The following is an 18271-nucleotide window of genomic DNA, read 5'->3' on the forward strand; positions in this document are numbered from 1 at the left end:
AAACTAATCATGAGAAAAACAATTTTCCTAATTGTTATTATTTTAAATGTTTATGGGGTGTTGGCTCAAGAACAAGGTTTTATAAATAATTTATCCAGTTATATAGAAAACACCGATATATTTGAAAAGGGGCAGGAGGAAGCTAGAGCGTTCCATATTCCAGAAAAGAATATTTTGTTAAATGGAAAATGGAAGTTCTTTTACAGTAATGTTCCTGAGGGTATACCAAGCGATTTTTTCAAACATGATTTCGCCGATGAGGATTGGGATGAAATAACTGTTCCTTCTAATTGGGAAATGCTTGGTTATGGTGATAGAATGTTCAGAAATATCGGTCTCGGTTATGAATTCGTCGAAAAAGAGGAAGACAGAAAGAATGCAAGTGAATTTGCAATTGTACTTCCTGAAGTTCCAGATGAATATAATCCAACTGGAGCTTACAGAAAATCATTTAGTTTACCACAAGATTGGAAAGGTCAAGAAGTGTTTTTACATTTAGAGAAAGTAGCTTCAGCATCTTTCGTCTGGGTAAATGGTCAGGAAGTAGGCTATAATGAAGGAGCGCATGAGCCGTCAGAATATAATATCACATCTTATTTAAAACCAGGTGAAAATACCATTGCGATTTTTGTTTTGAAATTTTCAGATGGATACTACCTAGAAGGACAAGATTATTGGAGATTGGCAGGTGTTTTTGATGATGTTTGGGTATATGCAACGCCTAAAGTAAGACTTTTTGATTGGCAGGTTATCACAGATTTTGATGAAACTTATACAGACTCTAAACTTTCGATTAATCTTGATATTAAAAATTATGATCAGAAAATAAATAATTATAAGGTTCAGGCTATTCTGCAAAGAAATGGAGAAAAGATTTCGGTTTTAAAAAGCTCAAAATTCAGTTTGAATAAAGGAAAACAAACAATTAATCTAACTGAATTAATAAAAAAACCTCTTAAATGGACACCAGATACGCCTGTTCTGTATGATTTAAACTTACAGTTATTAAATAGCTCAGGTGAAGTTGTGGATCAGATTGATACCAGAATGGGATTCCAAAAAACTGAAATTCGAGGAAATGTATTTTATTTCAATGGGCTGCCAATAAAACTTAACGGAACAAATACCCATATGCAACATCCTGAGATGGGACATGTAATCGATGAGGCTACAATCAGGAAGGATATGGAAATTTTAAAACAATTTAATTTCAATCTTGTTCGTATTTCGCACTATATTCCGGTAAATCGATATTTAGAACTAGCTGATGAATATGGTCTGTTCATTGTTGATGAAGTAGGTAATGAGTGTCATGCAACTCAATTCGTCTCAGATATGCCGGAGTATACAGAAATGTATAAAGATAGAACAAGAAAAGCTGTTCTTAGAGATCGTAATCACCCAAGTATTTTGTTTTGGAGCGCTGGAAATGAAAGTGGTGAAGGCATGAATATTACAGAAGTGGTGAAAGAAGGGAAGAAGCTAGATCCAACAAGATTATGGATGTATGGAGGAAATGATATGGTTCACCCGGCTGAGGATATTATTGGACCTCGTTATCCTTCACCAATGCAGGAAGAAATCAACCTGGGTTTAGACACCACGGATAGTCGTCCTTCATTTATGGATGAATATTTATCGGTTACAGGTAATGGAGGAGGAGCATTGGATGAATATTGGAGAGGAATTTATACGCATCCAAGAGTTATGGGAGGTGCTATTTGGGATTTCGTAAGTAATGGACTTACAGATAGTGTTCGTATTCTAAAGGACAAATCTCCATATAATACACCTTTGCATGCCATGGGTAATTCAAAACTAGTAGATAGTGAATCAGGTAAAGTACTTGATTTGAATGGACATGATGAATGGGTAGAAATATACAGAAGTAACAATTTAGAAATTTCTGGAGATCAACTATCTATATCTATGAATGTATATCCAAGACCTCTTAATAGTAGTTCTGGGTCATTTTTAACTAAAGGAAGTAACCAATTTGGTTTAGTACAAAATGGTAATGAATCTTTGGATTTTTACATTTTCACAAAAGCCAAACATGTATTAAGCGCCGATTTACCATCAGATTGGGAGAATAATTGGCATAACATAGCAGCAGTTTATGATGGTAAACAAATGAAATTGTTTATTGATAAAGTTGAGGTAGCTGTTAAGTCTGTAAGTGGTAATATTAAAAATTTACCTTTCCCTGTAAATATTGGAAGAAATGCAGAAATACATACTCAGGATACTAAGGTTTATATATGTGATGCTCAGATTGATAATGTTAGAGTATTAGATAAGGCTGTAAATCCAACTGAAGAAATTAATGTTTCAGACACTGTTTTATGGTTGGATTTTGAGGAAGAAAGTAATGGAGGTACCTATTACAGTAATGGTATGGCCGCAAGAACCTATGGTAGTATTTGGCCAGATCGTCAGCCACAACCAGAATTATGGCAAATGAAGAAATCTCCTCAACCTTTATCATTTAGATTATTAAACAACGATAAAGGAATAGTTGAGGTGTGGAATAGAAGTGATTTTACAAATGCTTCTTTTTGGAAAACAACTTGGACTCTGACTGAGGATGATAAAGTGCTTCAAGAAGGAGTAATAGACCTGGATTTACAGCCTAGATCTAGACAAACTACAACAATAAATTATACAAAGCCTAACATTGTTCCAGGAAAAGAATATAGATTAAATATTAGTTCTGTTTTAAGAAAAGATGAGATATGGGCAGTAAAGGGCCATGAGGTTTCATGGGATCAATTTGAATTAAAACACTGGAATGTTTTAAAAACAAAATCTTATGAAGTAGATTCTCCAATTTCTCTTAAAAATAAGGAAGGAGATTATGTAATCCACGGAGATAATTTTACTTACCTATTGGATAAGACTACAGGAGAATTAAAATCTATGGTTGTTAATGGAAAAGAATTACTCGTAGCTCCTATTAAATTAAATGTATGGAGAGCCCCGGTTAATAACCAAAATGATAGATGGGCTGGTTATAGTTTCATCGCACCATCATGGAAACCTGAATACGGAAGAACTATGGCAACGGATTTATATTCTAATGGTATCGATCAACTGGATTTTATTCCATTAGAAGTTAGAGCAAATGAAGCAGATGGAGTGGTTTCAATTTATGTTCGTGAAGTAGCTCTTACACGTCAGGATAGTAAAGCCTCTTCCTTAGATTTTCTTATTGAGGGAGGAGCAGCAGGGCAATTAGGAGGCTTTGAAAGTATTTATGAGTATAGTTTTTATGGTGATGGTCTTATAGAAGTTAATCATCAGGTGATGCCACAAGGTAAAATGCCACAACTTTTACCAAGAATAGGAATATCTTTGATGTTGGATAATAGCTATAATCAGGTAGAATGGTACGGTAGAGGCCCTCAGGAGAATTATCCTGACAGAAAGACTGGATATAAATTGGGAATTTACAATTCTACAGTAAATGATATGTTTGAGCCATATTTAGTGCCTCAGGATTACGGGTTAAGAATGGACAATCGTTATTTAAGAATGATTGATAAAGATGGAAATGGTCTTGAATTTTCAATGAATGATCACTTCAATTTCAATGCTCATGCATATACCACCGAAAACATCACAAAAGCACTGTATGCATTTCAATTAAAAAAAGCGGAAGGCATAACTCTCAATTTAGATTATGACACTACTGGTGTTGGAGATACTTCGCAACCAGTTCTTAATTCTTATAGAGTATTTCCTAAAAAATACGAAAGAACCATAACAATTAAACCAATAAGCAACTAAGGTAAATTATCAAAATATGAAAACTTATAAATTTTCAATATTCAATAAAAATATAAAGGCTTTAAATACGCTTTTACTTGTGTGTTTAACAATTTACTCTTGTAAAACAGACGAGAAAAAAAAGCCTGATAAACCAATAGATCGCTTTGCTTTGGTTACAAGACATAATATCAATTGGAATGATGTAAATGGACAAATTCCATTAGGTAATGGTGAGTTTTGTTTTAATGCCGACGGAACAGGTTTACAAACATTTGGAGGTAGTTCTATGTCTCATTGGGCTTGGCATTCATTTCCTCTTCCGGAAGGTATTTCAGCCGAAGATATACCTGCAACAGGTACCTTTCAACAGGGAAGAAATACAGGTTTGGATGAATTTCCAGAAGATAAATCAGAGTTGCGCCAATGGATGTTTGATAATCCTCATAGTTACAACTTAGGAAGAATACGATTAATCAGAACAGATGGTAATGAATTAGAAGAGAAAGATATTCAAAACATAAAGAGAACATATGATTTATGGTCGGGTGTTTTAACTTCAAGTTTTATCATAGAAGGAGAACAAGTTAACGTTACAACTAGTGTCCATCCCGATAAAGATTTGGTTTCTGTTGATGTTGATTCAGAATTGTTTAGAAAAGGTGTTTTACAAATAAGCATAGACTTTCCATATCCATCTATAAATAGAAGACTTGCTTGGGTAGGTGATTTCGATGAGCATCAAGGAAACAATACCATTTTATTGAATGATCCAAATGAGAGTAATCAGGCTGATTTTAGGAGAGAAATGGATGATGTTAGTTATTATACAACGATTAATTGGAGCTCAGATGCTAATATCCAATTTGATAGTAATAAAGCTCCTAATACGTGTCAGTTAATAGCAGATAATGCGAATAGTATTAAGTTCTCCTGTGCTTTTTCAAAAAGTCCAATATCATATAATATGCCTAATGTCGATGAAACTGTAGCTTTAAGTGAAGCATATTGGCCATCTTTTTGGAAAAGTGGTGGGGCTATTGATTTATCTGAAAGTAAAGATCCTAGGTGGCAGGAATTGGAGAGACGAATTGTGCTTTCACAATATTTAATGGCAGCGCAATCAAAAGGAAGTAATCCTCCGGCAGAAGTTGGTTTAATGGGGATAGATTCCTGGAGAGGTCAGTTTCATATGGAAATGATTTGGTGGCATTTGTCACACTATGCTTTGTGGGATAGATGGGATTTGCCACAGGAGGCTCTTAATGTATATGAAAGGTTTGTTCCTTCTGCACGTGCTTTAGCAGAACAATTAGATTATAAAGGTTTAAAATGGCAAAAGTCAGTTGGGCCAGAAGGACGAACAGCACCTTGGGTAGGGAATCAAATTTTGATTTGGAAACAACCACATCCTATCTTTTTTGCAGAGCTGGATTATAGATTAAACCCAAATAAGGAAACTCTTGAAAGATGGGCTGAAATTATTGAGGGAACCGCCGTACATATGGCCGATTATGCTGTACGTGATGAAGAGACAGGAGTATATCATTTAGACCCAGTCATGCCTCCTAGCGAACAGGGTGTAACCAAAGATGATATTTTTGATTTGGCTTATTGGAAATGGGGGTTAGAACATGCTCAAATTTGGAGGGAGCGCATGGGATTAGCACGTAACTCTGATTGGGAAGATGTTTTGGCTAATCTTGAAGAATTACCGGTAAAGGATGGTTTATATCTTCATTCTAAGGAATGGGAAGATACTTATACAGAGCGTAACTGGGAACACCCTAATACCGTAGGAGTTTGGGGAATGTTGCCACCAAATGATACAATGGATTATGAAACGGCTCATCGAAGTTTACTTAAAGTTTGGGAAACCTGGGAATGGAAGCGCTGTTGGGGTTGGGATTTTCCATGGACTGCCATGGCAGCTGCTCGATTAGGTGAACCAAATATGGCTGTTGATGCTTTACTTATTGATGCTGGAACAAAAAATTATTACGACGAAAGAGGGGTATGTACCGGAGGACCTTGTCCATATTTACCTGGTAATGGTGGACTATTGTATGCTGTTGCTATGATGGCAGCTGGATGGGATGGCGCTCCAGATAAACATGCGCCTGGATTTCCCGATGATGGAAGTTGGACAGTGAAATGGGAGGGATTATATCCTGCCCCATAATTTAATTGAATGCTTTTTATGAAAAAATATATAAAATACCGTAAAGCAATCATAGCTGTAATTGGTTTTTGTTTGCTAACAGAATTTGGATGTGTTTCTTCTGAAGAGAAGAGTTCAGATTTGGTTGTTTACAAAAATCAGGAAGCTCCAATAGACGATAGAGTAAAAGATTTATTGGGAAGGATGACACTTGAAGAAAAGGTTTACCAATTAAATCAGGTGGCTTTTGGAAAACATATGACAGCGAATAATATTGGTGGAGAAATGGATAAGGTTTCACCATTGATAGGTTCAATAATTTATGTGAATCAAGATCCAAATCTTAGAAACGATTTGCAGAAAAAGGCTATGGAGCAGTCTCGATTAGGTATTCCAATAATTTTTGCTAATGATATAATACATGGGTTTAAAACAATTTATCCCATTTCCTTGGCTCAGGCATGTTCATGGAATGCTGAATTGGTTGAACAAGCTTGTGCAATGGCAGCCAAAGAGTCAAAAGTTTCGGGCATAGATTGGACATTTTCTCCAATGGTAGATGTCGCTCGGGATCCGAGATGGGGTAGAGTAGCTGAAGGTTATGGTGAAGACCCTTATACAAATGCTGTTTTTTCTAAAGCTTCAGTAAAGGGATATCAGGGTAATGATTTGGCAGATGAGAACTCCATTGCCGCATGTTTAAAGCATTATGTTGGATATGGCGCTTCAGAGGGAGGTCAGGATTATATATACACCGAAATTTCAAATCAAACACTTTGGGATACATATTTACCATCTTTTGAAGCAGGAGTTAATGCAGGGGCGGCGACTGTTATGAGTGGTTTTAATGACATTAGTGGAGTGCCAGCTAGTGCAAATCATTATACGTTAACTGAAATACTCAAAGAAAAATGGGAAATGGATGGTTTTGTGGTGTCAGATTGGAATTCAGTCAAACAACTAATAAATCAAGGCGTTGCCAGTTCTGATAAGGAAGCTACTTTAAAAGCAATTAATGCAGGTGTTGATATGGATATGGCAGATCGACTTTATCTTGACCATATTTCTGATTTAGTAAAAGAAAACAAGGTTTCGCTAAATCGTGTAGATGATGCGGTTAGCAGGGTTTTAAACCTTAAATTTCAACTGGGGTTGTTTGATAAGCCCTATGTTACCGTAACCCCTGAGTACAATAGGTATTTACTTCCTGAATATATTTCAACAGCTGAAAAATTAGCTGAAGAAACCATGGTGTTGCTAAAGAACTCAGATAATATACTTCCTTTAAATAATAAGGTATCTTCTTTAGCAGTTATAGGACCGATGGCTAATAATCAAGAAGATCTTTTGGGGTCATGGTCTGCTTATGGAGATGCCAAGGATGTGGAAAGTATTTATAAAGCAATAGAATCTGAGTTTGTACAATCTAAAATATTTTATGCTCGGGGTTGTGATTTTGATGGCAATGATTCTGCTGGATATACAGAGGCTATTAACGTAGCTAGAAAGGCTGAGGTTGTCGTTGTTTGCTTAGGAGAAAAAAAATCGTGGAGTGGTGAAAATGCTTCACGTTCTACAATTTCCCTTCCAAAAATACAAGAGGATTTACTTTTAAAACTAAGTGAATTAGGGAAGCCTATTGTTTTATTATTATCAAATGGGAGACCATTAGATTTAAGTCGCTTAGCTCCACTTTCTGACGGGATAATTGAACTGTGGCAGCCTGGTGTTGTTGGAGGGAAACCTGTTGCTGGTATTCTTTCAGGAAGAATTAATCCTTCAGGAAAACTTGCAATGACTTTTCCTTTTTCCACGGGGCAAGTACCTATCTACTATAATATGAGGAAAAAGGCACGTCCTACGTCAGGTATGTATCAGGATATTACAAAAGAGCCTCTTTATGGTTTTACTCATGGATTAAGCTATTCAAACTTTAAATATGGAGATTTAAAATCTTCAAAAACTAACCTGAGGAAAGATGAAAATCTGATAATTGAAATTCCGGTAACCAATGCATCAGATGTTGATGGGGCAGAAGTTGTGCATTGGTTTATTTCAGACCCTGTTTGTTCAATTTCAAGACCTATCAAGGAGTTAAAGTTTTTTGAGAAAAAATCAATTAAGGCAGGAACGACAGAAGTTTTTGAATTTCATCTGAATCCTATTCGCGATTTAAGTTTTGTGGATAGTTCTGGGAATAAAATACTTGAATCAGGTGAGTATCATGTATCAGTTGGAAATCAAAAGATAGTAATTAATCTATTAGATTAATAAAGTGTTTAAAATGAAGATAATTAGTGATTTAAGAATTTGGTCAATCATATTAGTATTTAGCTGTCTGATTGGAAATAGCCAAGAAGTGATTCCTCTTTACAAAGATTCGATTCCACTAGGTTCGGAAATATTTACTTTAAAAGAAAGTGCAAGATTAGATGATAATGGTGAAATTGTTACTATTAGAAATGTTTCTATTCCCACATTAACAGTTTATAGACCAGAACAAATCAAATCTAAAGGGACAGCTATTATCATTTGTCCCGGAGGAGGGTTTCAAGGATTGGCTTATCAAACTGAGGGCACAGCAACTGCTAAATGGTGTGTGGAAAATGGCATTACTGCCTTTATTTTAAAATATCGTTTGATGCCTTACCCATATCCAGAATTAAATAGTTCAGAACAGTCTGAACGAGATTCAATTTTTAAGCCATTTGTTAAACTTGCCGTTGATGATGGTTTGGAAGCAGTGAAATATGTTAGAAGTCGTGCGGACCAATATAATTTAGATATGGAAAAGATTGGAATCATTGGCTATTCAGCAGGAGGAACAATTGTTAGCTCCGTTGCTCAAAATTATAATAAAGAAAGTAGGCCTGATTTTGTGGTTCCAGTTTATGCCTATTGCGGAGCAATTGTTGGTGATAGAGTTCCTGCCAATGCTCCACCAATGTTTCTTGCCTGGGCTTCTGATGATGTTATAGCAAATGGAAATCCAAGATTGTATGAGAAATGGAAAGAAGCAGGCAGATCTGTGGAAATGCATTGTTTTTATAATGGAGGCCATGGTTTTTCTGTTAATAAACAGAATAAGGCATCGGATATATGGACAATACTGTTTAAAGAATGGATGTTAAACCAAGGATTTTTAAAAAATAATTAACCAACAAAATTAAATAACTAAATAATGAGTAAAGTAGTTGTAGTTACCGGAGCTGGAGGCGTTTTATGCAGTACAATAGCTAAGTCTTTTGCAAAGGAAGGCCATAAAGTGGCGGTCTTAGATTTGAAATTAGAAGCTGCTGAAAAAGTAGCTGCTGATATTCACTCTGATGGAGGAGAAGTCATAGGTTTAATGGCTGATGTCTTAAATAAGGAATCATTAGAAAAAGCAAAGACCGAAATTAATCAACGATTTGGAACCTGTGATATATTAATAAATGGAGCAGGAGGAAATCATCCTTTAGGAACAACTTCAAATCCGTATCTACAGGAAGAGGATTTAACTAATACAGCAGAAGGCTTTAAGACTTTTTTCGATTTAGACCCTGATGGAATTAAATTCGTCTTTAATTTGAATTTTATTGGAACATTGCTGCCTACTCAAATTTTTGCTAAAGATATGGTAGGTAAAAAGGGATGTAGTATTTTAAATATTTCATCAATGAATGCATTTACACCCTTAACCAAAATACCTGCTTATAGTGGGGCAAAGGCTGCGGTTTCAAACTTTACTCAGTGGCTTGCTGTTCATTTTGCTAAAGTAGGAATTCGAGTTAATGCTTTAGCCCCTGGTTTTTTTCTTACTGAACAAAATAGAACTTTATTAACAAATTCTGATGGAAGTTTAACACAACGGGGACAACAAATAATTGATCAAACACCTATGGGCCGTTATGGAGAACCAGAAGATTTAATAAGTACAACACTGTTTTTGTGCGATGAAAAATCCTCGTTCGTTACAGGCGTGGTAATACCTATCGATGGTGGTTTTTCTGCATATAGTGGAGTTTAATTAACGCAAATAAATTACAAATGGAACAAACATGGAGATGGTACGGGCCGAACGACCCCGTTTCATTAAGCGATATAAAACAGGCTGGAGCAACTGGTGTTGTTTCTGCATTACATCATGTGCCAAATGGAGAGATTTGGACTGTAGAGGAAATTCAGAAAAGAAAAAAAACAATAGAACATCATGGACTTACTTGGAGTGTTGTGGAAAGTGTACCTGTGCACGAAAATATCAAAACGCGAACTGGCCGTTTCAACCACTATATCGACAACTATAAAAAAAGTATAGAAAATTTAGCTAGTTGTGATATTGGAGTGGTTTGTTACAATTTTATGCCTGTTTTAGACTGGACCCGGACTGATTTGGCCTATGAGGTAGAAGATGGTTCTAGAGCTTTGAGGTTTGATGCTGCTGCTTTTGCCGCTTTTGAATTATTTCTTTTGAAAAGGCCTGGGGCGGAAGATGTCTATACGGACGAACAAAAGTTTGAGGCTAAAGTTTTAATGGGTAAGTTATCTGAGAATGAAAAGCACCAATTGGTCAATAATATCATTGCAGGCCTTCCTGGTTCTGAGGAAGGTTATACTTTGGAAGAGTTTCAAGCAATATTAAACACATATTCTGAAATTGATGCACAAACTTTAAGAGAAAATCTAGTGCTATTTTTAAAAGAAATAATACCGGTAGCCTCCAAAAACAAGGTTCTTATGTGCATTCACCCTGATGACCCTCCCTATCCAATATTAGGCTTGCCAAGGGTTGTTAGTACTGAAGACGATTATGCTTTTCTATTTAATCAGGTTCCCGACAGGTCTAATGGAATTACATTTTGCACTGGCTCATTAGGCGTCAGGGCAGATAATGATTTAGTTCAAATATTTAAAAAATTTGCTGATCGTGTACATTTTTTACATCTCAGAAGTACCAAGAGAGATGATAAGGGCAATTTCTATGAAGCTAATCATTTGGAAGGAGACGTGGATATGTTTGGGGTTGTAAAACAAGTAGTTATAGAAGAAAAACGTAGAAATGGCGCTGGGATGAAAGATGCTTTAATACCAATGCGGCCTGACCACGGGCACCAAATGCTTGATGACCTAAGAAAGAAAACCAATCCTGGTTATTCAGGTATTGGTAGGTTAAGAGGGTTGGCAGAATTGAGAGGTCTGGAACTAGGCATTAAGAAAAGCTTAATTCAGTAAAAGGAATTTTACACTAAATGTTATGGATTTATTAAAGGACTTACATTTTAATTTAGATAACAAAACGCCGATTTACCTTCAAATAGCAAATTGTATTGCTGATAATGTTAATGAAGGAAATATTAAAAACGATACTCAACTGCCCTCCATAAATGTGTTTAGTAAAGAATATAAGGTCTCTAGGGATACGGTTGAAAAAGCCTATAAGGTACTTAAGTCCAAGAACGTTGTTGTTGGAAGAAAGGGATTAGGTTCATTTATAAATGTATCGGATCAAGTAGTTGGTAAAATAAAAGTATTGTTTTTAATTAATAAATTAAGTCCATATAAGTTAATGGTATATCATTCATTTATTAAAAATATTGGAGAAGACTACCATACCGATTTTGAAATTTATCATTGCAATGAATTGCTCTTTTTAAGTTTGATAGAGAAAAATTTAAACAAGTACGATTATTATGTGATAATGCCACATTTTAAAGTTGTTAGTAATGAGGAAGTGAGTGTTAGAAATAAATCAACGAAATTAATAGAGGGCATTTCTAGGAACAAGATAATATTACTGGATAATAATGACATGAACATTGATGGGAATATTGTTGAAGTTTTTCAGGATTTTGAGAATGATATTTTTAATGCACTGATTGGGGGTTTGAATGAGATAAAAAAATATAAAAGCCTTAATTTGATTATTTCCAAGGGTGATACATTTCCATATTTACAGAAAATCTGTAATGGGTTTATTAAATTTTGTAATGAATTTTGTTTTGATTTTAAAATTTTAAATCGAATAGAAGACAAAGGAATTGTTAACTCGGGCGATTTATTTATAGTCATAGCAGATGAGGATTTAGTAAGTCTTTTAGATTTAATATCTGATAATAATGAATTAGTATTAGGTGAAAATGTAGGAGTTATTTCATATAACGAAACCCCTTTCAAACGATTGTTGGACATTACCGTAATTTCAACTGATTTTAAACAAATGGGGGAAACGGCGGCCAATATGATTTCAAAAGAAGAAAAAGGGAAAATTAGAAATCCGTTCTCGCTTATTAAAAGAAATTCAATTTAAACCACAACTAATCCAGTTTGTTTGATTTTCTATTGATTTGATTTTTAAGATCCTATATAAAACGAACGCTGTTTGCCATATATTTAAAACGAGTTTGTTTTCTGTCCCAGAAATGAAGGCTGTCTAAACAACTTCTTTTCTTTAAATTAGCGATTAAGGCATTTAGTCACATAAAATAGAATCTTAAATATATTACCATGAAAGTTCCTAAAATTAACTTTTTGATAGTTTCCATTTTGTCAATTGTCAATTTATATGCAAATGAAAATAATGTAATTTGTAAGGATGACTCTAATTTAGTTGACAACGTCATCGATAGTTTTAATCCAATATTAAAACTTAGTCCGATTGAAGCTGGATTTTTTATTGGTGAATGGAAGGTACTTGTTAAAGGCACTCCTAATGGAGATGTAGTTATGAATGTAGTTATTGAAAAGAAGGATGATAAGTATATAGGGACAGTTCAATCTATTGGAACGGATGTTAAACCCGTAAAAGCTGATAAAGTTGAAATTAAAGAGAACAAAATGAAAATTTATTGGTTTGGAGGAGGCTATAATATTTTTCTCCATTTGGAAAAAATCGATGACAATAAAATAGAAGGCTCTCTTATGGATATGTTCGATGCCACTGGTGAGCGTATTGTTAATTAATTTTTCCTTTCATTTTTATCTTCTCTCTTTAATTTCGGAACCAAGTTATTGGCTTGTTTATAACATAAGCATAAGTGTTGTTTTGCGTCTATAATTATCATTGTATGCAATCAATCTATTTTTTTTCAATCACAATTTCTAATGAAATACTCAATCTTTTTTCTATTTGCGTTTTGCAGCCTTATTGGTTTTGCAACTGATTTCAGGCTTTCCGATCCTAAAGACATTGCCCTTGCCCCAGTTCAAAATAATATACGTAATGTACTTGACCTTTCAGGAATATGGAGGTTTAAAAAGGATTCCCTTAACATTGGTGAAAAAATGCAATGGTATAAAGGTTTGTCGGATTCGCGAGCAATAGCCGTTCCAGGGAGTTGGAACGCGCAATATGATGATATGCGAGATTATTTAGATTGGGTTTGGTACGAAACAGAAACCTATGTGCCATCAAGTTGGAAAGGGCAGAAAATATTTATTCGCGTAAATGATGCTACTTATTCGGCAAAAATTTGGGTCAATGGAAAGCCTCTGGGTTACCACGAAGGTTGCCATGTACCTTTCGCCTTTGACATTACGAAACATGTCAATTGGGGAGTAGCCAATAAATTGGTGATTCAAGTGGAGAATCAATTGTCACCAGAGCGCGTACCTACAGGTAATGTTCAAGGAGGTTCTTTTCAGAGTTTTCCAGCTTCAAATTATGATTTTTTTCCTTATTCAGGACTAAACAGGTCAGTGGTATTGTTTTCGGTGCCAAGTTCTTACTTAAGAGATATTACAATAAAACCATCTTTTGAAGGCAGTAAAGGGGCATTAAATGTTACAGTTGAGAGTGTTGGAGGCATTAATAAAGGAAGGGTATATGTTCATGGTCAAGGAAAAACAATAGAAGTTCCGCTTGTTTTCAAAAACAACAGAGCAAATGTTGGTGTAGTGATTCCTGATGTTCGATTATGGTGTCCTGAAGATCCTTATTTATATGACGTTAAGGTTGTTTTGGGAGAAGGAAATGAACAAATGGATATTTACAATTTAAAAACCGGGGTAAGAACAGTGAGTGTCAATGAAAAAAGTATTTTGCTTAATGGAAAACCTATTTTCTTAAAAGGTTTTGGTAGACATGAGGATTTTCCAGCTTTAGGGCGTTCAAGTTCTAATTCGGTCATTATCAAAGATTTTGGATTAATGAAGTGGGCTGGAGCAAATTCATTTAGAACAACACATTATCCTTATGATGAGGAAAATTATAACCTGGCTGACCGTGAAGGTTTTTTAGTTATAGGAGAAACGCCGGGCGTTGGGCTTTATTTTGCTGGTGATGGGGATTCTTTGGAAAAAAGGCAGCAGGCAATGACACGTTATATAGAAGAAATGATGTTACGAGATAAAAACCATCCATCAATTATTATGTGGTGCGTTGCTAACGAACCTGGTGAAAATGCTCAAATTGGAAAAATGGGATATTCAAGTGATGAAGTTAAAGAAAAAGCATACAATCAATTTGAGAAGTTGTTCAAGCAAGTTAGAAAACGTGATAATACAAGATTGGTCATGTATGTTGGCGTCATGTTTGGGCCAACAGATTGGTTTAATCTAACGGATGTAATAGCCATAAACAGATATTGGGGATGGTACAGTTCTCCTGGAAATATTGAACTAGGCGCAAAAACTATTAGTACAGAACTTGATAGGTTGCATAACAAATTTAAAAAACCATGCATGGTTACTGAGTTTGGAGCCGATGCACAAGCAGGAATGCATTCGGTCAACCCTGAAATGTTTACTGAAGAATATCAAAAGGAATTTATTAAAGCTTATTTGGATGTAGCGGACAGCAAAGATTTTGTTACAGGCATGCACGTATGGAATTTAGCTGATTTTAAGACAAGTCAAGGATTAATACGTTTTGGGAGCTACAATCTTAAGGGGGTTTTTACGAGAGACCGAAGGCCTAAGTTGGCTGCCTGGTATCTTAGAAAAAGATGGAATGGTCAATAAATGGCGCAATTATCCAAATATTCGAATACAATATTCAAAAACAAGAATTAAAAAAAGCATTGAAAAATGTGAGACTTGAAAATCTTTTGCAAAAATAACTATTTGATAATCAACACCCTAAAAAATGCGAACTATTAAATTTTAAAATTCAGAACGTATTTATGGCGCAGGCTTTATTATCCGAACAGAAGTAAAACCTCCTTTATCTACATTTACCAAACTAGAATTAAAACTTTTTAAACCAACATTAACTAAATAAAGATTAAAAACCATGAATGGAGTATTCAAAATTTTAAAAGCCAATCGTAATAATTACGTGTACCTGATTTTAACATTCTTTTTGTTTAGTACACAGGCTAAAGCAGACCATGCTATTTTAAATCATGATGAAAATTTATTTGTCCTTAGCAGTTTTGACCTTGCTCAAACAAGTATTAAAGGTAAAATTGTTGATGAAAGTGGAGTTCCACTTCCTGGGGCAAATGTTTTTGTACAAAACACCCAAATAGGTACTGTCACTGATTTTGATGGTGAGTTTAGTTTAGATGTACCAAGTGATGATGTCATTTTAGTGATTTCATATATTGGGTATCAGGTTAAGGAAGTAGCTTTAAATGGGCGTACCTATATTGATGTAGTACTTGTTGAAAGTAGTGAAACCTTAGACGAAGTAATTGTCACAGGAGTTTTCGATAAAAGGACAGCAATGGAATCTTCTGTTGCAATTTCTGTTTTAAAGCAGGGACTAATTCAGCGTCAAGTGCCTGTTAGTGCTCCAGATTTGTTAAAGAATGTTCCTGGGGTTTATGTTAACTCATCATCAGGAGAAATTAAAAACACAATCGTTTCCAGAGGTTTGGGAGGTTATTTTTACGTTTCTGTTCAAGAGGACGGACTTCCAGTAACCAATGCTAAATATAATAACTACGGACCAGACTATTTTCTGAGGTCTGACCTTAGTTTATCAAGATTAGAAGCTGTAAGAGGTGGTACGGCTTCAATTTTAGGAAATAATGCCCCTGGAGGTATTTATAACTATGTGTCTAAGGTAGGTGGACAAGAGTTTTCCGCCGAAATCCAAGCCAAATATGGTTTAGAAGGTAATGGAAAAAACCCTTACTATAGAACGGATTTTAATTTTGGAGGACCTCTGAGAAAAGATAGTGACGTAACTTATAATGTTGGAGGGTTTTGGAGACAAGCCGATGGTGCGAGATATCCGGGCTATCCAATGAATAAAGGAGGTCAAATAAAGGCTAATTTATTTAAGCCATTAGACAATGGGGGGCTGAAGCTTTACGTAAAATATTTGGATGACAGGAATTCATCTTTTGAATTTTTACCTACCGTTGACTTTAACAACCCAAGAATGGCTCCTGGTGTTGAACAGACCAACTCTGTTTTAATTCCATCAATACGATCAAGATATGAGATAAACCAGTCTGGAGAATATCAAACTTTTGATTCTGAAGATCTTATACATTCCCAAGATTTTTCAATCGGTACTAACTTTGATTATTCATTTGATAACGGAATTAGTGTTAAAAACAATTTTAGACTTTCAGAAAAGAATAGTTTTTGGAACCAAACGTCAATACCATATCCCATTGCTGTTGATGACGTGATATTTTATTTCCTTTTAAATCAAGCTGGAGCGTTTGGTGATTACACATTTAGAGACCAAGCTACTGGACAGGAGCTTATGGTTGTAAACCAAGGTCTTGATTTTTCTACATTTCAACTTAAGTTTGATACTGTAAGCGGAGGGCTTCCTGGAGAATATGCCCCTAATTCACTGCTTTTTAATCCCTTAACAGTATTTGATAATAATGTTTTAGAGATAGTTGATCAACTAATGGTTACCAAAGAATTTGAAAACATGAGCTTTACGGCTGGTGGTTTTTATTCTCATTCAAAAGTTAAAAGAAGTAGCGCTAGTGGGGGTATTACTTTCCCTCAGTTAACCTCACCTATTCCTAGTCTAACAACCATTTCGTACAATGACGGTAATAATGAATATATGATAACCAATTCTGATGGAGTAGCATTAGGTGGAAATGGAGCGAGTCAGCCATCTTCTATTTTTGAATTAGAACAATCTCAATTGGCTGGATTTTTTGGGCATAATTGGGAAATTACTCCAAATTTAAACTTTGATTGGGGTGTAAGATATGAAAAGGATAGGGTTAAAGGGATGAACCAATTGAGTGAACAATATGTTTTGCCAACTGGGGGAACAGATGGTGATCCGCTTACTTTGTATGATGAGAGAGGCGGTCGTCTAAGTGGAGAAGTTTTTGCATACGATGAAACAATGACCACATTTTCTTATTCTTTTGGTTTTAACTATAAATTTTCAAGTGAATTTGCAATTTTTGGACGATTTTCACAAGGAGAGCTGGTAGCAGACCTTTCTCAATTTTTAAGCATTGATTCTGATGGAAGCCAAGGGCTATTATCTCCAAAACCACAAAGGGTTCAGCAAATTGAAGGTGGCGTTAAAATAAATAGAGAAAAATACAGTCTTTTTATTACTCCATTTTACACCGTTCTAGACAATATTTATCAGCAGTCTTTTGGTCTTGAGGATGCTTCAGACCCAAGTTCAATATACTATACGCCTGTCCTATACAATAAGAATCGAACAGCAGGTATAGAATTTGAAGGAAATGTTTCGGTAAACGATAACATTAGTGTTCGTGGAGTATTTACATATCAACATGCAAAGCCTTTAATTGCACAAACCTATGATTTAGGGGGTGCAGGTCAAGCAGATGATACTCTTCTTGATTTAACTACCGAAAATGATGGAGTAGGAACAACATTGTTTAGGGTTTCACCATCTTATACAAAAGGGAAGTTTTTCTCTACAATAGATTGGCAGTTTGTTGGTGACCGTCCAGCTAATACAGCAAAAGCTTTTGACTTACCAGCCTATCATCAATTTGATTTAGGTATGGGGTACGAGTTTTCAAAGAAATTTAGATTACAGTTCAATATGAACAACATTTTTAATGTTATAGGAGTAAATGCATTTGCTCCTCCTGGTGGCTTTCCAAATTCTTTAAACCCGGAATCTTTTACAAAAGAGCAATTAGCAACAAACCCAGATGCGGTATACTTTACCCAAAGTATACCACCAAGGGCTTACTTCCTGACTGCCAGCTATAATTTTTAATTTATTGAGAATTTTTCACAGATAAGGAAAACTTATCATTCAATTAGTTTAGTTTGTTTAAACCATCAAAATTAGTTTTTTGATGGTTTTTTTATGTCCTTTCAAGTAGTATTTTGATGGGCAAAAATATTTTGATGTATTTGAGTCTTTTCGGGCTTATTGTTCAAGTTAGTTTTTTTATTGGACGATATTTTGTTAATTTGACAACTTGTTGCATTTTTTTAATC

The 18271-nt window shown here is 35.1% G+C and carries 10 protein-coding genes; all 10 read left to right on the forward strand.

The window, feature by feature from the left end:
- The first annotated feature begins 9 nt into the window (after positions 1-9).
- The 10 genes from ACB104_RS14200 to ACB104_RS14245 all read left to right on the forward strand — a co-directional run bounded on the left by ACB104_RS14200 (position 10) and on the right by ACB104_RS14245 (position 18044).
- Positions 10-3789 carry a beta-galactosidase small subunit-related protein gene (locus ACB104_RS14200; RefSeq protein ID WP_370479762.1) on the forward strand — a complete coding sequence of 1260 codons (3780 nt, stop codon included), beginning with the start codon at positions 10-12 and terminating at the stop codon, positions 3787-3789.
- 16 nt (positions 3790-3805) lie between these two features.
- Complete coding sequence (locus ACB104_RS14205) at positions 3806-5950, forward strand: hypothetical protein (protein ID WP_370479764.1); 2145 nt, start codon at positions 3806-3808, stop codon at positions 5948-5950.
- An 18-nt stretch (positions 5951-5968) separates the two neighbouring features.
- Entirely contained in the window at positions 5969-8200 is a 2232-nt protein-coding gene (locus tag ACB104_RS14210; RefSeq protein WP_370479765.1) for a glycoside hydrolase family 3 N-terminal domain-containing protein, read from the forward strand.
- Positions 8201-8213: 13 nt separating this feature from the next.
- Complete coding sequence (locus ACB104_RS14215) at positions 8214-9086, forward strand: alpha/beta hydrolase (protein ID WP_370479767.1); 873 nt, start codon at positions 8214-8216, stop codon at positions 9084-9086.
- Between the two features lie 24 nt (positions 9087-9110).
- On the forward strand, positions 9111-9938 hold the full coding sequence (locus ACB104_RS14220; protein WP_370479769.1) for an SDR family oxidoreductase: 828 nt from the start codon (positions 9111-9113) through the stop codon (positions 9936-9938).
- 20 nt (positions 9939-9958) lie between these two features.
- Positions 9959-11140, forward strand: a complete 1182-nt coding sequence (gene uxuA, locus ACB104_RS14225; RefSeq protein WP_370479770.1) for a mannonate dehydratase — start codon at positions 9959-9961, stop codon at positions 11138-11140.
- A gap of 22 nt (positions 11141-11162) precedes the next feature.
- The gene (locus ACB104_RS14230; protein ID WP_370479772.1) at positions 11163-12215 is read left to right on the forward strand and encodes a GntR family transcriptional regulator; all 1053 of its coding nucleotides are present in this window, start codon (positions 11163-11165) and stop codon (positions 12213-12215) included.
- A 197-nt stretch (positions 12216-12412) separates the two neighbouring features.
- Positions 12413-12868, forward strand: a complete 456-nt coding sequence (locus ACB104_RS14235; protein WP_370479773.1) for a hypothetical protein — start codon at positions 12413-12415, stop codon at positions 12866-12868.
- A gap of 141 nt (positions 12869-13009) precedes the next feature.
- The gene (uidA, locus tag ACB104_RS14240) at positions 13010-14866 is read left to right on the forward strand and encodes a beta-glucuronidase (RefSeq protein ID WP_370479775.1); all 1857 of its coding nucleotides are present in this window, start codon (positions 13010-13012) and stop codon (positions 14864-14866) included.
- Positions 14867-15137: 271 nt separating this feature from the next.
- Entirely contained in the window at positions 15138-18044 is a 2907-nt protein-coding gene (locus ACB104_RS14245) for a TonB-dependent receptor (protein ID WP_370479777.1), read from the forward strand.
- The last annotated feature ends 227 nt before the right edge of the window (positions 18045-18271 follow it).

Origin of the sequence: Tamlana flava (assembly GCF_041287255.1) — a bacterium.
Taxonomy (GTDB): Bacteria; Bacteroidota; Bacteroidia; order Flavobacteriales; family Flavobacteriaceae; genus Tamlana; species Tamlana flava.